Genomic DNA, 22,752 nt, shown 5'->3' with positions numbered 1-22,752 from the left:
TTTGAACGGTGACTCGGACGGGACAGGGAGGGTGCGGGGTGCAGCGATCGCCGATGGTCGTCGTCTCGCGGGGCAGGCTCGCCTCGGCGGCGACCCGGGTGCTGGAGGAGCTGCGCGGCGCCGGACCGCTCGCCCGCGACCAGCTCGCCCGGGCCACCGACCTCAGCCCGGCGACGATCGCCCGCGCGGTCACCTCGCTCGGCGCCGCGGGCCTGGTCCGCGAGCGGCGCGACCTCACCCCCTCGGGCGCCGTCGGCCGACCGGGGACCCCGGTCGAGATCGACCCCACGACGTACGTCGTCGTCGGCGTCCACCAGGGCGTGCTCGAGACGACGGTCGCCCTGTGCGACCTCGCCGGCCGGGTGGTCGCGAGCGAGTCCCGGCCGCGTCGGCTCGGCGAGCCGATGGACCTCGAGGCCGTCGGCCGGCTCGCGGCGGGCCTGCTCGGCGCCCAGCCCGGCCGGGTGCCGCTCGCTGCCGGACTGGTCGCGCCGTGGCGCGACCTCGAGCTCGACCCGGTCCGCACCGGCGCCGAGCTCCAGGAGGTGCTGGGGCTCGACGTCACGACCGCCGACCACATCGCGGCGGTCGCCGCGGCCGAGTTCATCCACCGCCGGCACGGCACCGGCGGCATCACGACGTACCTCTACGCGCGCAACTCGGCCGGCTTCGTCATGGCCGTCGACCGTGGCCTCACCACCGAGGTCTCGCGGGTCGCGAGCCTCACCCACTTCCCGGCCGGCACCGACGTGCCGTGCCTCTGCGGCCACAGCGGCTGCCTCTCCGCCAGCGCCGGAGACCAGGTGCTCGCCCAGGAGGCGTACGCCGCCGGCCTCGTCGACCGACCCGTCGTCGAGGAGGTCTACCTCGCCGCCACCGGTGCCGACCACCGCGCCGAGCAGGCCCAGGCGCTGCTGCGCCGCCGTGCCCGCCTGCTCGGCCGGGTCGCGGCGACCGTCCGCGACATGGTGAACCCGGACCGGCTGATCCTCGTCGGCCAGGCGTTCACCGGGTTCCCGCCGCTGCTCGACGAGGTGGTCGCGTCGTTCGCGGAGACCACCCGGCTGCCTGAGCTGACCCCGACCTTCACCCGCTTCGGCGCCGGCATCCAGGCCGTGGCTGCCGGGACCGTCGCGCTCGGCCCCGTCTACGACGACCCGCTGGCCGCCGTACCCGAGAAGCACCAACCCGCGAAAGGACGCCCCTGTGCGTAGAACACCACACCCCCGGATCCTCCTCACCCTCGTCGGCCTGGTCGTCGTCGCCATGCTGGCCGCGTGCTCGTCGGCGGTCGGCGAGGCCAACGGCGGCGGTGACGACTCGGGGCCGAGCGACGGCGGCACGCTGCGCGTCGGGGCGATCGCCGACATCGTGCCGGCGACGATCTTCACCAACTCCGCCGACAGCACCAACACCCTCATCGGCGCGGTCTACGACAGCCTCGTCGACTACCCGCTCGACAGCCTGGAGCCCGAGCCGCGGCTGGCCACCTCGTGGAAGCTGGCCGACGACGGGCTCTCGCTCACGCTGGACCTTCGTGACGACGTGACGTTCCACAGCGGCCGGGAGTTCACCTCCGAGGACGTCGAGTTCAGCATCAGGACGTGGGCCGACCCCGTGTGGGCGGTGCAGCTGCAGCGCACGGCCGCCGCGGTCACCGGCTTCGACACCAGCGACCCGCACTCGATCACGCTGACCTTCGCGCACCCGCTGAGCAACATCTTCGACCTGCTCGACATGCTGCCGATCATCGACAGCGAGAGCATCGACGAGCTCAAGGAGGGCAAGGCGTTCGTCGGCACCGGCCCGTTCGTCTTCGACTCCTGGACGCCGAGCTCGAAGATCGAGCTCTCCCGCAACGATGACTACTGGGGCGGCAAGCCGCACCTCGAGGGCGTCGACATCGACATCGTCACCGACCCGCAGGCGCAGGTCTCCCAGCTGCGCTCGGGCCAGCTCGACCTGATCAACGGCGCGACGAACCGCGACCTGGAGACGCTCGGCGAGGACGACAAGTTCGAGGTCACCGCCTACGAGGGTGCGGAGAACGAGGTGTACGTCGGGGCCGACCTGACCAACCCCGCCCTGCAGGACCTCAAGATCCGGCAGGCGATCGCCTACGCCCTCGACCGCGAGCGGATCGTCGACGAGGTGTTCCGCGGCGTCGGGACGCCGGGCAACCTGCCGTGGGCGCCGTACTCCCCGGCGTACGACGCGGAGGCGAACCAGACCTACACGCGTGACATCGAGAAGGCCAAGACCCTCGTCTCCCAGCTCAAGTCGGTGCCGACCATCCCGCTGTCCTACCCGGCCAGCGGCAACTACGAGTCCGTCGCGCAGATCGTGCAGGCCAACCTCGAGGAGGTCGGCATCAAGACCGAGCTCCGGCCGCAGGAGTACGGCGACTTCATCAAGCAGCTGATCGACGGCGCGTTCGGCGGGCTCTGGGTGCTGCAGCACAACTACGCGCAGTACACGCCGTCGACGCTGACCGTCAGCGCCTACCCCTTCAACGCCGACAAGAACGCCTCGCACTTCGAGTCCGCGGACTACAAGAAGCACGCCGAGGCGGCCTGGAAGCGGGTCAGCGGCACGGACGGGGGAGCGGTCGAGGCCTACCGGGCGCTGAGCAAGGACCTGCTGGACAACCTGTTCCTGATCGAGATCGCGGTGCTCCAGCCGCAGATCGCGACGACCACGAACGTCCACGACCTCGGTCGGTCCAAGCGCAACGAGCTCGACCTGCGCCAGGCCTACCTCTCCAACTGAGCGGACCCGACCCATGACCCACTACCTGCTCCGCCGGCTGCCGTCGGCCCTGGTCGTCCTGGCGGTCGCGTCGTTCGCGATCTTCGCTATGGTGCGGCTGGTCCCCGGCGACCCGGTCTCCAGCCTGGCCGGACCGGACGCGACCCCCGAGGCACGGGCCGCGATCCGGGCCGACCTCGGCCTCGACCAGCCGCTCGTGGCCCAGTACCTCACCTGGCTGGGCCAGCTCGCCCGGCTCGACTTCGGCACGTCCTACCGGATCGGCGGCCAGGTCAAGGACCTGGTCGCCGACGGTGCGGTCAACACCGTCGTGCTCACCGTCACCGCGCTCGTACTCGCCGCGGCCGTCGCGTTGGTCGCCAGCGTGCTCGCCGTCGTGGTCGACAACCGGTGGGTCAACGCCGCGCTGTCCTTCGGCAACACGCTCGCCATCGCCCTGCCGACGTTCGTCACGGGGTTGGTGCTGATCCTGCTGCTCGCGGTGGTGTTCCCGGTGCTCCCCGCCGGCGGCACCCCGCCCGACGGCTTCATCGCGCGGCCCGACATCGCCGCGCAGTACCTGCTGATGCCGGCCGTCTGCCTGGCCCTCGGCGCCGGCGCGGCGCTCACGCGCTTCCTCACCGAGGCGCTGCGCACCGAGCTGCGGCAGCCCTACGTCACCACCGCCCGCGCGCTCGGGATCTCCCGGCGCCGGATCGTGCTGACCCAGGCGCTGCGCAACGCGCTGCCGTCGACGGTCACCGTGCTCGGCATCCAGTTCGGCACGCTGCTCGGCGGGGCGGTGCTGGTGGAGGCGATCTTCACCTGGCCCGGCCTCGGCAGCCTGATCGAGGAGGCGATCTCGGGCCGCGACTACCCGCTGGTGCAGGTGCTGCTGCTGCTCTCGGTCGCCGTCTTCGTCGCGGTGCAGCTGCTGACCGACGTCGTCCACGCGTGGCTCGACCCGCGCATCCGGATCGGAGCAACGGCATGAGCGAGTCCCTCATCGACGTCGCGGTGCCGGAGAGCGCCGCGACCCAGCTCGACGACGAGTTCGACCAGCGGCCCCGGCCGAGCATCTGGTCCGCGCTCCGGCGCGGCAAGGGCCTGGTCGGCGTGCTGATGATCGGCGTGGTCGTCGCGCTCGGCCTGCTGGCGCCGCTGCTCGCGCCGCACAGCCCGACCGAGCAGATCCCCGGAGCCAACCTGGTGGGGCCGTCAGGCGCGCACTGGCTCGGCACCGACGAGGTCAACCGCGACATCCTGTCCCGCACCCTCTACGGGATCCGGACCGACCTGCTCGTGGTCTTCCTGGCGGTCCCGATCGGCGCGGCCATCGGCGTCCTGGTCGGGCTGGTCTCCAGCTGGTGGACCTTCACCGACGTGATCGCGCAGCGGGTCTTCGACCTGGTGCTCGCGTTCCCGACCCTCATCCTCGCGATCGCGGTCACGGCGTTCCTCGGTCCCGGGCTCGGCACGGTCTTCTTCGTCATCATCGCCGTGGAGCTGCCGGTGTTCGGCCGCCTGACCCGCACGTCAGTGCGGTCCATCCGCGAGATGCCGTACGTCGAGGCCGCCCACGTCGTCGGTGCCGGGTCGTGGTGGCAGCTGCGCCGCCACGTGCTGCCGAACTCGCTCGAGCCCCTGCTCGTCCAGATCGCCGTGTCCATGTCGGTCGCCGTGTTCATCGAGGGCGCGATGAGCTTCCTCGGCCTCGGCGTGCGCCCGCCGGCTCCGTCGCTCGGCTCCCTCATCCGCGACGGCGTCCGCAACATGTACGACGCGCCGTTCTTCGCCGTCGGCCCGCTCGCCCTCGTGGTGGCGCTGGTCCTCGGCCTGCTGCTCGTGTCCCAGGCCCTTGCGGAGGCGCGTCGTGCGTAGTCAGGAGACAACCGTGTCCACACCCCTGCTCGAGGTCGACGACCTCGCCATCTCGTTCTCCCACCCCCGCCCGGCCGTCCGGTCGGTGAGCGTGACCGTCGACGAGGGGGAGGTCGTCGCCCTCGTCGGCGAGTCCGGGTCGGGCAAGTCGATGACCGCCCGGGCGATCATCGGGCTGCTCCCCGACGGCGCCCGCGCCACCGGCTCGATCCGGCTCCGGGGCGAGGACGTGCTCGGCCTGCCCGAGCCGGACCTCGACCGGATCCGCGGCCGGCGGATCGCGATGGTGTTCCAGGAGCCGCAGACCGCCCTCAACCCGGTGCGCACCATCGGGTGGCAGCTCGCCGAGGCCCTGCGTGCCCACGGCGGCGTGCGCGGCCGGCAGGCCCGCGAGCGTGCGGCCGAGCTGCTGCGGGAGGTCGAGATCCCCGATCCCGAGGAGCGGCTCGACTTCTACCCCCACCAGCTCTCCGGCGGCCAGAAGCAGCGCGTCGTGCTCGCCCTCGCGCTGGCCAACGAGCCGGAGCTGCTGCTCGCCGACGAGCCCACGACCGCGCTCGACGTCACCGTGCAGGCCGAGATCCTGGCGCTGCTGCGGCGGATCCGCGACCGCACCGGCACCAGCATCGTGATCATCACCCACAACATGGGCGTGGTCGCGCACCTGGCCGACCGCGTCGTCGTGCTGCGGCAGGGGGAGGTCGTCGAGGCGGCGCCGACCCGCGACCTCTTCGCCGACCCGCAGCACGCCTACACCCGGCAGCTGCTGGCCGCCGTGCCGCGGCTGCCGGCCTCCGACGAGCGGGTCCACGTCGTTCCCGAGGCACCGGCACCGTCGGGTGAGCCCGCCCTGGAGTACGACGACGTGCACGTCCACTTCGGGTCGCGGATGCGCGGCCGGGTGCTGCCGGCCGTCGACGGCGTCACGCTCCGGCTCGAGCGTGGGGAGGTGCTCGGACTGGTGGGGGAGTCCGGCTCCGGCAAGACCACGCTCGGCCGGCTCGCTGCGGGCCTGGTTCCCCTCGCCGGGGGCCGGGTCCGCGTCGCGGGCGTCGACCTCGCCCGGACCCGCGGCCGGACCCGGGCCGACCTGCGCCGCCGGCTGGCGTTCGTGCACCAGGACCCGGAGGCCTCGCTCGACCCGCGCTTCACCGTCGGCGAGGCGATCCGCGAGCCCCTCGACGTGCACGGCGTCGGCAGCCGGCAGGCGCGCGACGAGCGGGTGGCCGAGCTGCTCGACGCCGTACGCCTGCCCGCGTCGTTCGCGAAGCGGCGGCCGCGCGAGCTGTCCGGCGGCCAGCGGCAGCGGGTGGCGCTCGCCCGCGCCCTCACGCTCGACCCGCAGCTCCTCATCGCCGACGAGCCGACCAGCGCGCTCGACGTGTCGGTGCAGGCCGAGGTGCTCGAGCTGTTCGCCGACCTCCAGCAGCGGCTGGGCTTCGCGTGCGTCTTCATCAGCCACGACCTCGCGGTCGTGAACACGGTCGCCGACCAGGTGGCGGTGCTGCGCGCGGGCAAGGTCGTCGAGTCCGGCCCGGCCGCGCGCGTCTTCGGCGAGCCCGCCCACGACTACACCCGCCGGCTCCTCGACGCCGTGCCCGTCCCCGACCCCACCGTCCGCGACGCCACGGGCCCCGCCCTGCGTCGGCACATCGCCTAGGAGCACCCATGGACCGCACCCGCCTGCCCTTCCACGGCACCCGACCGGCGTACGACGCCGCCGTCGACGTGCGCGACCAGGCCGACCCGCTGCCACCCAGGCCGCTGCCCACCGCGCCCGACGGCGCCCCGAACGTGCTGGTGATCCTGCTCGACGACATGGGGTTCGGGGCGTCGTCGGCGTTCGGCGGGCCGTGCCGGATGCCCGTCGCCGAGGAGCTCGCCGGCGGCGGGCTGCGCTACAGCCGCTTCCACACCACGGCGATGTGCTCGCCCACGCGGGCGGCGCTGATGACCGGCCGCAACCACCACGCCGTCGGCATGGGCACGGTCGTCGAGATCTCCACCGGGCTCCCCGGGTACGACGCGACGCGGCCCCTCAGTGCGGGCACGCTCGCCCAGGCGCTGTCGGGCAACGGCTACGCCACCGGCGCGTTCGGCAAGTGGCACCAGACGCCGACCTGGGAGCAGACCGCCGCCGGCCCGTTCGACCGCTGGCCGACGCACGAGGGCTTCGACCGCTTCTACGGGTTCCTCGGCGGCGAGGCCAGCCAGTTCGAGCCGACGCTGGTCGAGGGCACCACGTTCGTCGACCCGCCGCGCACGGCCGCCGAGGGCTACCACCTGTCCGAGGACCTCGTCGACCGCGCCCGCGACTGGGTGCGCGACGTGCGCACCCACGCGCCCGACAAGCCGTGGTTCTGCTACCTGGCCTTCGGTGCGACGCACGCGCCGTTCCAGGTGCCGGAGGGCTGGGCGGAGAAGTACCGCGGCGAGTTCGCACACGGCTGGGACCGGCAGCGCGAGATCACTCTCGCCCGGCAGCAGGAGCTCGGCATCGTGCCGCCCGAGGCCGAGCTCGCGCCGTGGACACCCGGGGTGCCGCACTGGGACGACCTCACCGCCGAGGCGAAGATCGCCGCCGAGCGGCTGATGGAGCTGTACGCCGCGTTCGCCGAGCACACCGACGCCCAGGTCGGGCGACTGGTCGACGCCTTGCGCGAGTCCGGCGAGCTCGACAACACCGTCGTGCTCTACATCCTGGGCGACAACGGCGCGTCGGCCGAGGGTGGCATCGAGGGCACGCTCAACGAGACCCTCCGCCTCAACGGGATCGAGGACGACACGGCCCGGATCCTCACCCAGCTCGACACGCTGGGCGGGCCAGAGAGCTACGCCCACTACCCGACCGGATGGGCGGTCGCGATGGACACGCCGTACCAGTGGACCAAGCAGGTCGCCTCCCACTACGGCGGCACCCGCAACGGGCTCGTCGTGCACTGGCCGGCCGGCATCGACGCGCCCGGCGAGGTGCGCCACCAGTGGCACCACGTCGTCGACGTGCTGCCGACGCTGCTCGAGGTCGCGGGCGTGCCGCTGCCCGAGGTCGTCGACGGCGTCGAGCAGCAACCCCTGGACGGTGTGTCGTTCCGGTACTCCTTCAACGACGCAGGGGCACCGGAGCGGCACACCACGCAGTACTTCGAGATGTTCGGCAACCGCGGGATCTACCACGAGGGCTGGACCGCGGTCGCGCAGCACAAGACGCCGTGGGCGACCGCACAGCGCGAGACGCCGCACCTCTCCGAGGACCGCTGGGAGCTCTACGACACCCGGTCCGACTGGACCCAGGCCCGCGACCTCGCCGGCGACCACCCGGAGCTCCTCGCCGAGCTGCAGGAGCTGTTCCTGGGCGAGGCGAGGCGCAACCACGTGCTGCCGATGGACGACCAGCTCGCGCGGCGCTTCAATGCCGAGCTCACCGGCCGCCCGGCCCCGCCACGCACGATCCGGCTCCGGCCCGGCTCCGGCCGGCTGCGCGAGGACGCCGTACCCAGCCTCAAGAACACGTCGTTCGCGATCCGGGCATCCTTCGCTTCTGGAACCGGCACAGAAGGTGTGCTCGTCGCGCAGGGCGGCCGGTTCGGCGGTTGGTCGCTCTACGTGAAGGACGGGCTGCTGACCTACGCCTACAGCTTCGGCGCGGTCACCGTCACCCACGTGCGCGCGACCACCCCGCTGCTCGCCGGCGACCACCTCGTCGAGGTGCTGTTCACGTACGACGGCGGCGGGCTCGGCCGCGGCGGCGACGTGCGCCTCCTGGTGGACGGGGAGAAGGTCGGCGACGGCCGCGTCGAGCGGACGCTGCCGTTCTTCTACTCGATGGACCAGACCCTCGACGTCGGCCTCGACCGGGGCACCCCGGTCACCCCCGACTACGGGCCCGGCCGCGGCTTCCCGTTCACCGGGGCGCTGCGCGAGGTGGTCATCGAGGCCGGCGACGACGCGCTCAGGCCGTCCGACGAGCAGCTGCTCCAGGCCACCCTGGTCACCCACTGAGGCGGCTACAGGAGGGCGAGCACCTCGGCGGCGGTGGCCTCGCCGGAGCGGACCGCGCCCTCCATGTAGCCGTTCCAGACCGTCGCGCACTCGGTGCCCGCCCAGTGCAGTCGGCCGACCGGGGCCCGCAGCGCCGCGCCGTACGACGTCCAGACGCCGGGCGCGAAGTGGGCGCCGTAGCAGCCGCGGCTGAACTCCTCCGCCATCCAGTCGCGCTCGACGTACTCCAGCGGCTCCGCGGCCTGCGGGCCGAAGTAGCGGACGAAGCACGCGACGACGGCTGCCCGCCGCTCCTCGGGAGTGCGCCGCGCCCAGCGGCGGCCGTCGCCGGCCTCGATGAAGCCCATCAGGATGCCGCGGTCGTAGCCGGGCGGCGAGTTGTCGAAGGTGACCTTGACCGGCCCCTCGTCGGAGCCCGCCTGGCCGCTGAGCCCCTGCTCGCGCCAGAACGGCGTCGGGTAGACGGCGTAGACCTTGATGACGCTGCCGGCCGGGAGCTTCTGGGTGAGCTGGTCACGCCACGACGGGAGCACCGGGTCGTACTCCAGTCGGCCGGCCAGCGTCGGCGGCAGCGTGACGATCGCCCGGCTCGCGTCGTACGTCGTGCCGTCCCGGGTCGTGACGCGCACGCCTGATGACGTCTGGGCGACCTGCCGGACCGGCGAGGAGAGGCGGACGTCGAGGTCCGCGGCGAGCCGCGCGCTGACCATCCACGAGCCACCGGCGACCCGGTCCTGCTGGGCGCCCCGGTCGACGGCCATCAGCGTGTCCATGTCGGTGCCGGAGTGCGTGTAGAAGAGCGCGTGCAGCAGCGAGACGTCGGCGAGGCCGGCGGCGAGCACCGCCTCGCCGAAGAGCTCGAAGTAGGCGCGCCCCTGCGGCGTCCGCAGGTTGCGCCGTACCCAGGTCTGGAACGTCTGGCCGTCGAGGCCGGCCGCGCCCGGCGTCGCCCACGGGCGGTCGAGGTCGACCCGCTTCGCCAGCCGGGCGAACCGCAGCGTCCCCTGCGCCAGGTCGGCGACCGCGAACGGGTTCAGCCGCGGCACCGCCCCCTTGCGGCCCGGCAGTCGCCCGTAGCGACCGCCGAGCCCGAACACGATGTCGCCGTCGTTGTACGTCGGGATCGTCTCCAGGCCGAGCTCCGCCACGAGCTCGTACATCCGGTCCTGGGTCGGTCCCAGCCACTGGCCGCCGAGCTCGATCCACTGGCCGTCGGAGAGCCGGCCGGCCTCGGTGCGACCACCGACGCGGTCGCGCGCCTCCACGACGACGACCGAGCGCCCGGCCGCCTGCACGGCGCGCGCGGCCGTCAGGCCGGACAGCCCGGCGCCGACGACCACGACGTCAGCCTGCATCGTGAGGGCCCCTCGCTGCGCGCCCGAACCCGACCCCCCGCATCACGATCGCGTCGCACACCCTTCAGATCGTAGGGCTCACGGCTCAGAGCGGCTCTGCGATGGCCTGGATCCGCTTGGTGGCGAGCTCGATCATCAGCTGCGCGGCCGGAGAGAGGGTCGCGCCGGCCCGGTGCACGACCGCGAACATGTCGTACTGCCGCGGGCGCAACGACACCCAGCCCGCGCCCGGAGCGAGCCGCGGCAGCAGCTGCACCGCCGCACCCTTGGGGATCACCGAGTCGGCGTAGCCCATGCCGACCAGCTCCACCGCGGTCTCGACGTCCTCGACCTCGATCCGGGTCTGCGGGTTGCGGCCGGTCTCGTGGAGCATCCCCCGCAGCACCCGCCGCGTCGAGTCGACGGCGCGCCACGTCGTCTCGGGCATCACCAGCGAGGCGAGCGACAGCCGGTGTGCGGTGACCGGGTTCTCCAGGTGCGCCGGGTCGTTGCTGATGTAGACGAGCTCGTCACGCGCGACCGGCGTGACCTCGAACCCCTCGCTGTCGACCTGGGGCACCGCGATCATCGCGGCCTCGATGCGGCCGCGGCGCAGGTCGTCCTGGACGTCGGTGGAGTTCTGGCCGATCAGCTCGACCCGCACCCCGGGGTAGCGGGAGAGCACGTCGGCGACCAGCCCCGCCCCGGCGTACAGGCGCGCGGTGCCGAACATCCCGAACCGGATCGTCCCGGTCTCGAAGCTCTTCACCCGCTGCACCGACTGCTGAGCCTCCTCGACCGTCGCCAGCACCCGCTCGGCGTGCGGGCGCAGGGTGTCGGCGACCGTCGTGGGTACGACGCCGCGCCCGACCCGCCGGAAGAGCTGGACGCCGAGCGACTTCTCCAGGGAGCGGATCTGCTCCGACACCGACGGCTGCGCGTAGCCGAGCTCCTCGGCGGCGGCGGTCAGCGAGCCGTGCTCGTAGGTCGCGAGGAAGCAGGTGAGCTGGTGCAGCGACAGCATGGAGCCAAGTCTAGGCTCAACCTTGGGTTTCCGAAGGAAAGAAAGGCTACCCCTATGGCTGGGTGTGGCCGATCATGGTGGTGGACAGGTTCGCCAACCGGGCGACGAGGACAGTGAGAGGGAGGTCATCCCATGTTCGACCACCAGTGCACCGCGTGCCAGAAGCGCCAGCTCATCTTCCCGAGCCAGGTCACGGGCATGGCCAACACCGACCACGGCATCGTCGTGTCGTTCACCTGCTGGTGCGGCGCCGGCCAGACGATGGTGACCGGCAACAAGGCCGTCCCGACCTCGAAGGTCACCCTCGCGGCCTGACCACGGACCACCCACCCGGGCGGCGTTGTCGCGTTCGCCGCAGGGGTGGGTACGTCGACTGCCCGGATCCGATCGATCCGGGCAGTTCGCATTCCGTCCCGTTTTCGCGAGCGAGGCTCCGGCTCCCTATACTTCCTCGGGTTGCCCAGCCAGGCAGCGCGCCGCCTTAGCTCAGTCGGTAGAGCGATTCACTCGTAATGAATAGGTCGTCGGTTCGATTCCGACAGGCGGCTCCACGTGAGATCCCCGTCCTGACCAGCGCAGACACTGCGCGGACAGGGCGGGGTTCCTTCTTGTCATTCGCCGATCGAGTCCCGAGATGGCCCCCGGCGGCCCCCGCGGCCGATTCAACACCTCCAGGCACGCTCGATGGGCACGTGTGCCGAGGAAGTGCAGGCACAGGTTGCCAGTCATATGAGAAGTAGGCGGGTTGGCGGAGTCCTGGGGTCAGAGGATCGTGTGATGAGAGGTCCGGTGGGCAGGACTCAGGTGGGCCGGACGATCGACGCTGGCAACTCGGCGCCCGGTACGAGCTCCGCAACCAATGCGCGGACCTTCGCGTCGATGTCGGCAACGATGCGGCGCACGGTCGCGTCGTCCTGGCCCTTCGGATCGTCGAGCGGCCAGTCGCGGTAGGACGCGCCCGGGACGTAGGGGCAGTTCTCGCCGCAGCCCATGGTGATCGTGAGATCGCTGGCCGCGATCGTCTCCGCAGTCAGCATCTTCGGCTGTTCCCGCGAGGTGTCCAGGCCGAGGGTCTCGAGCACCTGGGCGACCTCGGGGTGGATGTGCTCGCCGGGCTCGGTGCCGGCGGAGAGCGCGATGATGCGGCCTTGGGCGTAGTGCTCGGTCAGCAGCCGGGACGCGACCGACCGGCCTCCGTTGGCGCGGCACGCGAAGACCACGGTCGGAATGTGCTCGGCGCCCTTCTCCGCGCTGGTTGCGGTGGACTGGCTCATCGGTGGCTCCTGTGGCTGCCGTTCTGGGTGGGGGCCTCGGCTGGGGTCTGCGTCCCGTGGTCGACGCTGCGGGCGCCGGAGGCGTGGGGCACGACGACGTCATCGGCCGCGCCGGCCGCGTCCGGGTAGAGGTAGCGAACGACAACGACGCCAGCGGCCCCTCCCACGATCTGTGCCCCGATGAACGCGGGCACCGACGAGGGGTCGATGCCGGCGAAGGTGTCGGAGAACATCCGGCCCACGGTCACTGCAGGGTTGGCGAAGGACGTGCTCGAGGTGAACCAGTACGCGGCCCCGATGTAGGCGCCGACCGCGGGTGCAGCGAGTGCTCCGCGGCCGGTGCGTGCCAGGGCGAAGACGAGCGCCACCAGCCCGGCGGTGGCGACGATCTCGGCGACCACCAGGTTCCCGCCGGTGCGGTCCTTCGTCGACAGCTCGGTCAGGTCGATGTCGAACATGACGTTGGCGAGCACGGCGCCCGCGATCGCGCCGACGACCTGGACGACCGAGTACGCGCCGACCTCGGCGCCCGACAGGCCGGTTCCGGCACGACGGCCCAGGAACCAGTCCGCCGCCGAGACGACCGGGTTGAAGTGCGCCCCGGAGACCGGGCCGAACAGCAGGATCAGGACAGTCAGGCCGAGGAACGTCGCGGTCGAGTTCTCCAGCAACTGGAGGCCGATGTCATCGGGTGAGAGCTGTTGGGCTGCGATGCCGGAGCCGACGACGACGGTGACGAGGAGCCCGGTGCCGAGGAGCTCGGCGACCAGTCTCCGGATCAGGGGCGCGGTCAAGGGTGCGCTCACGCGTTGCCTCCGGTCACGGCGGTCGTGTTGGTGTGGGTGGCGACAGGGTCGTGGTGCTGTTCGGTGGTCATCGTGCCCTCCGGGCGAAGCGCGTGAGATGAGGTGGAGCGGCCGCTCAGGAGGCGGCCGACGTGTCGGCGTGGTGGTCGCCGTCGGGGCCGGCGGCCAGGCGCGGTGCGAGATGGGCGACGCGGCTGGCGAGGTCGTCGTAGGCGTCGTCGAAGGCGGCATCGGTGCCGGCCTCGACCGGATCGGGAACGGACCAGTGGACGATGCCGGTGAGCCTCGCGATGCTCGCGTCGCGGGTGATGGACCCGAGCTCCTCGTGTGCGCCGTCGCACACGGTGACGACGAAGTCGCCATCACGCAGCAGGTCGGCCAAACCCTGCGGGTGGTCCTGGACCAGGCGCAGACCTCGACGCCGTGCCACGGCGACCGCGCCGGGCGCGATGGCGGCAGCAGGGTGCGTGCCTGCGGAGGTGGAGGGGATGGCGCTCGCCTGTCGCCACAGGGCGTTCGCGAGCTGGGATCGGGCGGAGTTCGCGGTGCAGACGAACACGACCCGGTCAACGTCACCGCCGGCGCCGGTGCCATCGGTCGGGATGAGTTCGGCCAGGGCCTCGCCGTGGAGACGCAGGTAGGTGCGCCTGCGGTCGGCGTGCGAGCGGTGTCGGCTGACCAGCCCGCTCCCCTCGAGGACCGCGAGGTGGTGAGCCAGGAGGTTCGAGCTGATGCCGAGCCTCTCGCCTAGCTCCGATGGCGACGCGTCGCCCTCGTGGAGGCAGTCGACGATGCGCAACCGCATCGGGTCGGCCAGCGCGACCAGAACCCGGACCCGCGACTCCACATCCATCGGCATCTCCATTCACTCAGTCAACGTTGAGTCAATAGTCGCTGACCAAAGTTGCGTTCGCAACCGAGACTAGATTGGCCATGCCCACCGCACCCCCGGGAGCAACACATGACCCCCGCCTCGATAGCGGACGAGATCCGCGCCGCCCGGGCAGACTTCCGCCGCCTGGTCGACGGAGCCACCACAGCGGAGCTACGGGGCCGGACCGACGGCACGAGGTGGACCAACGACCAGCTGCTGTTCCACATGCTGTTCGGCTACCTCCTCGTGCGCACCCTGCTGTGGGTGGTTCGCGGATTCGCGAGGCTCCCCGACGCCTACTCGCGACTGTTCGCCGCCGGACTGAACGCCGCCTCCCGGCCGTTCCACGTCGTCAACTACCTCGGCTCGCTCGGCGGCGCTCGCATCCTCGGCCACGCCGGCATGGAACGCGTGATGGACCATGTCAGCGATGACCTTGTTCGCACCCTCGAGAGGTCCAGTGAGAACCAGTTGGCCCGCGGCATGCACTTCCCGGTTGGCTGGGACCCCTACTTCCGCGACTTCATGACCATCCAGGACGTGCTGCATTACGCCACACAGCACTACCAGCACCACCGGCGCCAGCTCACCCTCGGCAACGCTCACCACTCGTAGGCGTGGCATCGGCGCGGGCCGTCCCCATCCGCCGTGGCAGCAAGGCAACCGCCAGGACGGCGGTCACGATGACGACGGCTCCCACCCACTGCCGGGCATCCAGCCGTTCGCCGGTCAGGTAGCCGGCCGCCAGCCCGAACACCGGGATGAGTGGCAGGAACGCTCCCGCGTACGAGGCGGGCACTCGGCGCAGTGCGGTGACGAAAAACCAGAAGCCGAGCCCGTAGTACAAGATCCCGGACACCGCGGCGCCCAGCCACGCAGAGGTGTTCGGCCCGCTCAGGTCCCAGCCGGTCCCGCCGGCCAGGGTGACGATGGTGGCCAGGACTGCCGCGAACGCGAGCGCTACGGCCTGCTGGGCCAGGACCACGGCCAGCGCCGAGTCGTCGAGCAGCATCCGGCGGGTCAGCACCGAGTACGCGGCACAGAACCCGACCGAGACCAACGTCAGGACGATGCCGACCGTGTCGCCGGCCGCTCCGGGCCGGTAGACGACGACCAGCACGCCGAGGACCGCAACCGCGACCAGGACGGCAAGTCCCGGCGAGATGTGTTCGCGCAGCACGAGCGCGGCGAGCAGCAGGATGACCACGGGCTCGGTCGCCCACAGCAACACGTACATGCTCGCAGTGATGCTGGTCAGGCCGACCAGGCCGAGCGCGTACGCCGCCCCGGGATTGAGCGCGCCGAGCGCCGCCAGGCGTCGCATCGACGGGGTCCATGCGAACGGCTCGCGTCGGACGAGCGCGACCGCGACCAACAGGGCGCAGCTGACAGCCAGTTGGGCGGGCAGCAGGGTCAGGGGGGTGACGTCGTCGACGACCTGCTTGGAGGTGACGGTGCCGAACCCCCAACAGGCGGCGGCTGCGATCAGCGCGGCGACCGCGGTGTACGGACGATGGGAAACCCCGAGCGTCGGGACGGACGCCGGGCTCGGGGACGGGGCCGAGCTCGGGGAGGGGGACGAGACAGGGGCAGGGCGTGGCGAGGTCGGTTCGGACATGACGATGACTCCGATGACTGTGATGACGCTGAGACGGGCAGGACTGAGTGCCGGCGCCCCACGGGGCACCAGGAACCTCAATTCGCGACGTCGTCGCCGTCACAGCAGTCGTAGGCAGGCACCCGGCACGGCTTTGCCGGTCGGCGTGAGCACACCTGCCCTGCCATGCGGTTCTCCTCAGGCTTCCCCGGGGGAGTCCTCCGCGCGGCGGCGTTCGAGCAGCACGGTGTCGCGCCAGATGCCGTCGAGCCGAGCGATGCGGGAGCGGACCGCCAGCGTCTGGTAGCCAGCGGAGTGGTGCAGCGCGATGGAGGCGCGGTTCTCGGGGAAGATCGAGGTCTGCAGGGTCCACAGCCCGCCGGCGTCCGCCTCGTTGACCTGGCGGAACAGCAGCGCCTTCCCGACGCCCGCGCCGCGGGCGCTCTTGGTGACGTAGACGCTGGTCTCGCCGACGCCGGCGTAGCACTCGCGCGCCGAGACCGGGTTGACCGCCGTCCAGCCGACGACCGCTCCATCGCGCTCAGCGACCCACCGGTGGCCCGGGAGCCACTTGGTCGCCAGGTCGGCCAGGCCGGGGACCTCGGTCTCGAAGGTGGCATTGCGGGTCGCGATGCCCTCGGCGTAGATGTCGCGCACCACCGGGAGGTCCGCATCCGTCATCGCTCTGGTGGTGACATCGGCCGGAAGGTCCTCGGGGCAACACGGTGCCGCGACCAAGGTGCCCATGACCACGTCGGCGGCGTGCGGCAGGCCGGTGCAACAGGCCGGGTTCACGGATACGACCGATGAGGTGCCGACCTTGTCGACCGCGACGAACCCGACGTCGGCGAGCTTGCGCACGTGGTGGGAGGCCGTGGACTGACTGATGCCGAGCTCGGTGGCCAGATCCCCGACCCGCATGTGGCCGGCCGGCGCAGTCGAGACCGCGTGCAGCAACCGCACCCGGGTGGCGTCCGAGAGGGTCGCGAACCACTCCGCGTAGGTGTCGGCCGCGGTCTGGTCCAGGTGGGCGGGCACCGAGGTCGCGGCAGGCGCACATGACGTATCGACGCATGCGGCGCCGTCCTCTGCGGTCACCAACGGCAGTTCGGTCGTCTTGACGGTCACCCTCCGACCATACCCGGTTCATCGACGCAGATCGATGGTTGCATATATCGAAGTTGGTCGATACAGTCCGTGCCACGAACTTCCATCGACCATCGTCGATGAATGACTCAGGCCAGGCCACGACGAGGAGACACCGATGACCACCGCCCCAACCGCCACCACAGTTCCGGTCCCGACCCGCGACCTTCCGCTGGTCATCGTGGGCGCCGGCCCCATCGGACTCGCCGCGGCCGCGTACGCCCAGTCCCGCGGCCTGCCGACCGTGGTGCTCGAGGCCGGTCCGTCCGCCGGGGCATCCGTGAGCGAGTGGGCGCACGTGCGGCTGTTCTCCGCATGGAGCGAGCTCGTGGACCCGGCCGCGGAGAAGCTGCTCGCCCCGACCGGCTGGGTCTCACCGGACCCGCAGACCTACCCGACCGGCGGCGACTGGGTGGAGCGGTACCTCGCCCCGCTCGCGACTGCGCTGGACGAGACCGACGAGGTCTCGGTCCGGTACGGCAGCCGCGTGGTCGGCGTGGCCCGGTTCGGCCGCGACCGTCTGGTCGCCGCCGACCGCGAAGGGCTGCCGTTCACCGTCCATGTCGAGCACGTTGATGGCACCCGCACCCGTCTCACCGCGTCCGCGGTCATCGACGCCTCGGGCACCTGGACCGGGCCGAACCCGCTCGGCGGCGACGGCTACCCGGCCATCGGCGAGGCCGAGCACGCGGACCGCATCACCTACGGAATCCCCGACTTCACCGATCCGACTGTCGCCGCCCGGTACGCCGGGAAGCGCGTCGCGGTCGCAGGCGCCGGCGCCTCCGCCCAGAACGTCCTGGTCGGCCTCGGGCAGCTCGCCGAGAGCCACCCCGGCACGCACGTAACCTGGCTGGTGCGCCGACCCGGCACCGACGACGCTTTCGGTGGCGGCGACAACGACCAGCTCGCCGAGCGCGGTGCCCTCGGCTCCCGCGCGAAGGACGCCGTCGCCAAGGGACCGGTCACCGTGGTGACCTCGTTCCGCACCAGCGACATCACCCCCGACGAGGAGGGCAAGCCGGGCCGGCTCAGCCTGACCTCGTTCCCGGACGCCGTCGGCGGAATCGGGAAGGTGGTCGACGGCATCGACGAGGTCATCGTGGTCACCGGGTTCGCCCCCGACCACACCTGGCTCCGACAGGTCCAGCTCGACCTGGACGCCGAGCTCGACGCACCCTCCGAGCTCGCCGGCGAGATCCACCCGGCCTGGCACTCCTGCGGAAACGTGACCCCGCACGGCGCCGACCGGCTCCGCCAGCCCGAGGCGCGCCTGTACCTGGCCGGCATGAAGTCCTACGGCCGCGCCCCGTCGTTCCTGGCCCTGACCGGGTTCGAGCAGGTCCGCAGCATCGTCGCCGAGGTCGACGGCGACCACGAGGCCGCCTCCCGGGTCGAGCTGGTCCTCCCCGAGACCGGCGTGTGCGGCGGGTCCGGCCTGTTCGACGGCGAGCCCACCGGAGGCGGCTGCTGCGGTACCGCCGCGGAGTCCGAGCTCATCACCATCGGCGCCCCGGCGGCGGTGGAGGTCGAGTCGAGGAGTGTTTCCGGCGGCTGCGGACCCAGCTGCGGCTAGCGTGCCGGCTTGATGGACCCCAACGACGCCACCACCGGTACGGCGACTGGTAGCGCGGAGCTCGCGGTCACCCTCGACCGCGGGCTTCCGCGCGCCGCCCTGCGTCGCGTCACCGTCATCCTCTGCGCAACCGAGATCGTCTCCTGGGGCGTCCTCTACTACGCCTTCCCGGTGCTCGCGCCATCCATCAGCGAAGACACCGGCTGGCCGCCAACCGCCGTGGTCGCTGCGTTCACCGTCGCCCAGCTCGTTGCCGGTGGCATCGGCATCCTCGTCGGGCGACGCATCCATCACCACGGACCTCGCGGAGTGATGACCCTCGGGTCGGTCGTCGCCGTCGCCGCTGTCCTGCTGCTCGCCCAGGCAGGGTCGTGGTGGTGGTTCCTCGCCGCGTGGTGCATCGCTGGCGCCGCCATGGCCGCGACCCTCTACCCGCCGGCCTTCGCGGCGCTGACAATCTGGGGTGGCCCACGCCGCCTCCAGGCGCTCACCGCGCTCACTCTGGTCGCCGGCCTCGCCAGCACAGTGTTCGCGCCGCTCACCGCGATCCTCGACGATCACCTCGGATGGCGCGACACCTACACCGCTCTGGCGACGCTGCTGGTTGTCACCGTCGTCCTGCACGCGTGGGGACTCCGGGCGCCCTGGCCGACGACCGTCGAAGAGCCGGAGGGGGCAGGGGGAGCGGACGACCAAGACGGAGCGGAAGGCCGAGCGGGCGCGAGTGGCTCCCCGTGGCGCATCCCTGGGTTCACCCGGACGGTCGCCGCGTTCACGCTGGCCGGGGTCTGCATGTGGTCGGTCATCATCGTCTTCGTGCCGCTGCTGACCGCCCGTGGGTTCAGCACCGCGGCCGCGGCCACCGCCCTCGGCATCGGCGGCATCGGCCAGGTCTGCGGACGCCTCGGCTACCGCCGCCTCGACGCCGCCACCAGCACCACGACCCGGACCCGGCTCGTGTTCGCAGGCGTCGCCATCACCACGCTCGCACTCGCCATCACCCCGGGCCCGTACGCCCCGCTCGTCGTGCTGTCGTTCCTCGCTGGCATGGTCCGCGGCATCTTCACTCTCCTGCAAGCGACCGCAGTCACTGACCGGTGGGGCACCGCGAACTACGCCCGCCTCAACGCGACTCTGACGCTGCCGCTCATGGCTTCGGCGGCGTTCGCCCCCTGGTTCGCCACGGCGCTCGCCGCCGGGCTTGGCAGCCACGCCGCTGCGCTCGTCGTGTTCGCCGTCGTCGCCGCCACGTCCCTCGCCGTCGTCCCCGCACGCAGCTCCAACACCACCGCGCCGGCGGCGTCCGACACCGTGACCCGATGAACGCCGGCCCGTTTGATGCCGTGCCTACCGAGGTCGATGTCTGCATCATCGGCGGCGGGCAGGCCGGTCTCGCTGTCGGCTACCACCTGCGCCGACAGGCCAGACGCACCACCGGCAGCCGCTCGGACCTGTCGTTCCTGATCCTCGACGACCACCCACAACCCGGCGGAGCCTGGCAGGACATGTGGGACACCCTCCACCTGTTCTCCCCGGCCGGCTACAGCTCACTGTCCGGGTGGCCGATGCCGTCCTGGCATGGTGATGACAACCCAGACGGCGCGCACGTCGTGAAGTACCTCGCCGCCTACGAAGACCGCTACCAACTGCCGGTCGAGCGACCGGTCACCGTCACCGCCGTTCGTCGCACAACCGACGACGACCGCCTCATCGTCGAAGCCGACGACGGACGCACCTGGTTGGCGAGGCGGGTCATCAACGCGACCGGCACCTGGCGCCGCCGCTTCTGGCCACACGTCCCAGGCATGGCCGACTTCACCGGACGGCAGCTCCACACCGCCGACTACCGCGGCGCCGCCGACTTCGCAGGCCGCCGGGTCCTCGTCGTCGGCGGCGGCAACTCCGGGGCACAGATCGCCGCCGACATCCTCCCCGTCGCCGACACCGTCACCTGGGTCGCCAAGCACCCGCCCCGGATGCTCCCGGATGACGTCGATGGCCGCGTCCTGTTCGAGACCGCGACCCGCGCCGTACAAGACCGGGCCGCCGGCATCGCCAACGACGGCGTCGCCACCCTCGGCGACATCGTCGCCGTTCCCTCCGTCCGCCACGCCCGCGACCACTACGGACTGCGCGCCGAGCCGATGTTCGACCGGCTCGTCCCCTACGGAGCGCAATGGGCCGACGGGGAGCAGCATCCATACGACGCTGTCATCTGGTGCACCGGCTTCCGGCCCGCCCTACGCCACCTGGCACCCTTGCGACTCTCGACTCGCCGCGGCCGACCGCAGACCGCTCCACCGCTTCAGCTCCTGAACGCTGCAGACGACCGCGGGGTGTACCAAGCACCCGTGGTCTCGGTCGACGACCCGCACGTCCTGTTCGTCGGCTATGGCGACTGGTGCGGACCCGCATCAGCGACCCTCGTCGGCGTCAACCGTCCCGCTCGGGACGCGGCGACAGCGATCGCGGCAGACCTAGCCGGTCTCGACGTGCGGGGCGCGGCGTCGTAGTCCCCGGGGCTCCAAGGAATTCGGCACGTCAGAACGGTTCTAGATGACGCGGACAGGCGGCGGTGAGACACACCTCTTCGACGCGCGATCGCGGTGGGCCCGCGCAGACGCAACGGTAGGCCGATAGCGTTCTGAGCATGACGACTGCGGTGCCGATCCTGGCCGTTTTGGACGTCGACCGATCGCTCCTGTGGTGGAGAAGGCTGGGCTTTACCGAGGAGTTCCGACACCAGTTCGAGCCCGGCCTACCGCGTTTCGTCGGGATTCAGCGCGACGAGTGTCACGTCTATCTGTCGGAGCACCGCGGGGATGCCTCTGGACCCGGTCTGGTCTACCTGTGGGTCGAGGACGTGGACGCGATCGCGGTGGAGTTCGGTGCCACGGTCGACGAGATGCCGTGGGCCCGGGACTGCGAGATCACCGACCCGGATGGCAACCGCGTGCGAGCTGGCACGCGCTGAAGCCGCTCCAACAGCATGGGAGCGCGTGGATCACACCCTGTGGGCGGCGGTAGGTCGCACCTGGGAACGGAGGTTCGCGGCAGGGCCCGGGTGGTCGAGCTCAGCGCGACTTGGTTCCGTCGCTGTATGGGGCTGGGACGTCGGCAGGCATCCGATCGGCCGCTGAAAGGCGGACTGGCGCGGCGAGAAGGACGCATCCCCAAGGCACGCGCAGCGGCAGATGTGTGCGGTTCTTCGGACTACGGTTCATGGATGGAGCCGACGGAGAATCAAGGCCCCTACCAGCCACGAACGCCGCCGATGGCCGAGGACGATCCGGTTGTGCAGTGGCTGCTGCAGGGGGATCCGGCGATCCGCTGGCAGGTGCTCCGAGACCTCGTCAACGCTTCGGAGACCGAGGTGGCGACCGAGCGAGCGCGAGTGGCGCACGAGGGCTGGGGCGCTCGACTGCTGGCGCTGCGGGCTCCTACTGGCCTCTGGGCGAACGGGGCCTGCTTCCCGGATACCGCGGCGTTCGCAGCGGACACTGCGCGGGCTCTGGCGGCCGGTGAGCCACCACCGCCATGGCCGTCGCCGGACGCGGAACCGGCCGAGGCACCGACCGACGGGTCCGGTGCCGAGCCGGGCCAGCCGTGGACCGCGACGTACCCGGTCCTTCTCGACCTGTGCCACCTGGGCGCTCCACCGGACAGTCCGGTGATGCAGGAGACCGCACGCCTGGTGGCCCACAACTGCCGCTGGGAGTACGAAGGGCTGCCGTTCTTCGCCGGCGAGGTGGACTGCTGCATCAACGCCGGCACGATCCTGATCGGCGCCTACCTGGGCGTCGACGTGGACCGGGTGGTGCAGCGCCTCGTGGCCGACCAGATGCCGGATGGCGGCTGGAACTGCTGGGCCGAAACGCGCCCGGCGCCGTCGTCCTTCGCAAGCACCCTGGATGTGATCGACGCTCTGCTGAGGTGGGAGCGCCGTACCGGCGGATCTGAGGAGGTCCGCCGGGCTCGCCGAGACGGAGAGGAGTACCTGCTCCGACGCAACCTCTTCCGGTCGTTACGCACGGGCGAGGTGGTCAACCCCGAATGGACCTTGTTCTCCTACCCCCCACGCTGGCACTACGACGTGCTCAAGGCCACGGAGTACTTCGCCCGGCGTGGAGGCACTCCGGATCCACGGCTGGCCGAAGCGATCGAACGCGTCCGCGCCAAGCGCCAACCCGACGGCCGTTGGTTGCTCGAGAACACCCACCCCAGCGCGGTCCACTTCCGGTTCGAGGAACCCGACGGCACGCCCAGCCGCTGGAACACCTTGAGGGCGCTGCGGGTGCTGCGCTGGTACGACGCGTCCACCCCCTCCGGCAACGCGCGTCACGCGTCTTGACGGCAGCTGGTGACATCATCAGGACAGTGGCAGCTGGGCCGCTCCTCACCATCAGCGGGAACGCGACGTGCCACCGCGCACGCCGCACGACCGAAGATCCCGAGAGATCTGTGCGGCCCCCGGCTAACGCGGGCATGCGACG

20 protein-coding genes and 1 tRNA gene are annotated in these 22,752 nt (G+C 71.6%); 14 read left to right on the top strand and 7 right to left on the bottom strand.

From position 1 onward, the window contains the following. Positions 1-38 precede the first annotated feature (38 nt). Genes ACFQQI_RS21525 through ACFQQI_RS21500 form a run of 6 tightly spaced genes read left to right on the top strand, consistent with a single transcriptional unit; the run spans position 39 to position 8,628 of the window. Positions 39-1,214 (top strand): ROK family protein, encoded by a 1,176-nt coding sequence (locus tag ACFQQI_RS21525; RefSeq protein WP_378568413.1) that lies wholly within the window; start codon positions 39-41, stop codon positions 1,212-1,214. After that, on the top strand, positions 1,207-2,769 hold the full coding sequence (locus ACFQQI_RS21520) for an ABC transporter substrate-binding protein (protein ID WP_378568411.1): 1,563 nt from the start codon (positions 1,207-1,209) through the stop codon (positions 2,767-2,769). The genes ACFQQI_RS21525 and ACFQQI_RS21520 overlap by 8 nt, the downstream gene beginning before the upstream one ends. A gap of 13 nt (positions 2,770-2,782) precedes the next feature. Next, on the top strand, positions 2,783-3,742 hold the full coding sequence (locus ACFQQI_RS21515; protein WP_378568409.1) for an ABC transporter permease: 960 nt from the start codon (positions 2,783-2,785) through the stop codon (positions 3,740-3,742). Then, a complete protein-coding gene (locus ACFQQI_RS21510) occupies positions 3,739-4,629 on the top strand; it encodes an ABC transporter permease (RefSeq protein WP_378568407.1) in 891 nt (296 codons plus the stop codon). The genes ACFQQI_RS21515 and ACFQQI_RS21510 overlap by 4 nt, the downstream gene beginning before the upstream one ends. A 13-nt stretch (positions 4,630-4,642) precedes the next feature. Beyond that, entirely contained in the window at positions 4,643-6,289 is a 1,647-nt protein-coding gene (locus ACFQQI_RS21505) for an ABC transporter ATP-binding protein (RefSeq protein WP_378568405.1), read from the top strand. Between the two features lie 8 nt (positions 6,290-6,297). Further along, positions 6,298-8,628: an arylsulfatase gene (locus ACFQQI_RS21500; protein ID WP_378568403.1), complete on the top strand. Its 2,331-nt coding sequence runs from the start codon at positions 6,298-6,300 to the stop codon at positions 8,626-8,628. 5 nt (positions 8,629-8,633) lie between these two features. Here ACFQQI_RS21500 and ACFQQI_RS21495 read toward each other — a convergent pair whose 3' ends face one another. Together ACFQQI_RS21495 and ACFQQI_RS21490 are read right to left on the bottom strand one after the other, a co-directional pair. Further along, entirely contained in the window at positions 8,634-9,983 is a 1,350-nt protein-coding gene (locus ACFQQI_RS21495; RefSeq protein WP_378568401.1) for a flavin monoamine oxidase family protein, read from the bottom strand. An 85-nt stretch (positions 9,984-10,068) separates the two neighbouring features. Beyond that, positions 10,069-10,986, bottom strand: a complete 918-nt coding sequence (locus ACFQQI_RS21490; RefSeq protein WP_378568399.1) for a LysR family transcriptional regulator — start codon at positions 10,984-10,986, stop codon at positions 10,069-10,071. Between the two features lie 132 nt (positions 10,987-11,118). On the opposite strand from ACFQQI_RS21490, the gene ACFQQI_RS21485 reads away from it, so the two are divergent. Both ACFQQI_RS21485 and ACFQQI_RS21480 read left to right on the top strand, forming a co-directional pair. Further along, the gene (locus ACFQQI_RS21485) at positions 11,119-11,301 is read left to right on the top strand and encodes a hypothetical protein (protein ID WP_378568397.1); all 183 of its coding nucleotides are present in this window, start codon (positions 11,119-11,121) and stop codon (positions 11,299-11,301) included. Positions 11,302-11,461: 160 nt separating this feature from the next. Continuing rightward, positions 11,462-11,537 (top strand) — tRNA-Thr (locus ACFQQI_RS21480). 249 nt (positions 11,538-11,786) lie between these two features. Here ACFQQI_RS21480 and ACFQQI_RS21475 read toward each other — a convergent pair. From ACFQQI_RS21475 to ACFQQI_RS21465, 3 genes are all read right to left on the bottom strand, one after another. Then, positions 11,787-12,260 (bottom strand): low molecular weight phosphatase family protein, encoded by a 474-nt coding sequence (locus ACFQQI_RS21475; protein WP_378568395.1) that lies wholly within the window; start codon positions 12,258-12,260, stop codon positions 11,787-11,789. After that, a complete protein-coding gene (locus ACFQQI_RS21470) occupies positions 12,257-13,066 on the bottom strand; it encodes an aquaporin (RefSeq protein WP_378568393.1) in 810 nt (269 codons plus the stop codon). The genes ACFQQI_RS21475 and ACFQQI_RS21470 overlap by 4 nt, the downstream gene beginning before the upstream one ends. A gap of 115 nt (positions 13,067-13,181) precedes the next feature. Next, a complete protein-coding gene (locus ACFQQI_RS21465; RefSeq protein WP_378568391.1) occupies positions 13,182-13,931 on the bottom strand; it encodes a helix-turn-helix domain-containing protein in 750 nt (249 codons plus the stop codon). Positions 13,932-14,027: 96 nt separating this feature from the next. On the opposite strand from ACFQQI_RS21465, the gene ACFQQI_RS21460 reads away from it, so the two are divergent. After that, positions 14,028-14,555 (top strand): DinB family protein, encoded by a 528-nt coding sequence (locus ACFQQI_RS21460; protein ID WP_378568389.1) that lies wholly within the window; start codon positions 14,028-14,030, stop codon positions 14,553-14,555. On the opposite strand, the gene ACFQQI_RS21455 is transcribed toward ACFQQI_RS21460, so the two are convergent. Together ACFQQI_RS21455 and ACFQQI_RS21450 are read right to left on the bottom strand one after the other, a co-directional pair. Beyond that, the gene (locus ACFQQI_RS21455; protein ID WP_378568387.1) at positions 14,527-15,639 is read right to left on the bottom strand and encodes a DMT family transporter; all 1,113 of its coding nucleotides are present in this window, start codon (positions 15,637-15,639) and stop codon (positions 14,527-14,529) included. The two genes, ACFQQI_RS21460 and ACFQQI_RS21455, sit on opposite strands and share 29 nt — an antisense overlap. Positions 15,640-15,735: 96 nt before the next feature. Continuing rightward, positions 15,736-16,665, bottom strand: a complete 930-nt coding sequence (locus ACFQQI_RS21450; RefSeq protein WP_378568385.1) for a metalloregulator ArsR/SmtB family transcription factor — start codon at positions 16,663-16,665, stop codon at positions 15,736-15,738. A 136-nt stretch (positions 16,666-16,801) separates the two neighbouring features. On the opposite strand from ACFQQI_RS21450, the gene ACFQQI_RS21445 reads away from it, so the two are divergent. From ACFQQI_RS21445 to ACFQQI_RS21425, 5 genes are all read left to right on the top strand, one after another. Next, positions 16,802-18,259 carry an NAD(P)-binding domain-containing protein gene (locus tag ACFQQI_RS21445; RefSeq protein WP_378568383.1) on the top strand — a complete coding sequence of 486 codons (1,458 nt, stop codon included), beginning with the start codon at positions 16,802-16,804 and terminating at the stop codon, positions 18,257-18,259. Between the two features lie 12 nt (positions 18,260-18,271). Next, positions 18,272-19,582 carry an MFS transporter gene (locus tag ACFQQI_RS21440; RefSeq protein ID WP_378569049.1) on the top strand — a complete coding sequence of 437 codons (1,311 nt, stop codon included), beginning with the start codon at positions 18,272-18,274 and terminating at the stop codon, positions 19,580-19,582. Further along, on the top strand, positions 19,579-20,772 hold the full coding sequence (locus ACFQQI_RS21435; RefSeq protein ID WP_378568381.1) for an ArsO family NAD(P)H-dependent flavin-containing monooxygenase: 1,194 nt from the start codon (positions 19,579-19,581) through the stop codon (positions 20,770-20,772). The genes ACFQQI_RS21440 and ACFQQI_RS21435 overlap by 4 nt, the downstream gene beginning before the upstream one ends. Positions 20,773-20,909: 137 nt before the next feature. Beyond that, positions 20,910-21,233, top strand: coding sequence for a glyoxalase superfamily protein (locus ACFQQI_RS21430; protein ID WP_378568379.1), 324 nt, complete (start codon positions 20,910-20,912; stop codon positions 21,231-21,233). Positions 21,234-21,485: 252 nt separating this feature from the next. After that, positions 21,486-22,610 carry a squalene cyclase gene (locus tag ACFQQI_RS21425; protein WP_378568377.1) on the top strand — a complete coding sequence of 375 codons (1,125 nt, stop codon included), beginning with the start codon at positions 21,486-21,488 and terminating at the stop codon, positions 22,608-22,610. The last annotated feature ends 142 nt before the right edge of the window (positions 22,611-22,752 follow it).

This window comes from Nocardioides sp. GCM10030259 (assembly GCF_042666375.1).
Taxonomy (GTDB): Bacteria; Actinomycetota; Actinomycetes; order Propionibacteriales; family Nocardioidaceae; genus Nocardioides.
Note: the sequence above shows the minus strand (reverse complement) of the source record. Positions and strands in the feature narration are given on the sequence as shown.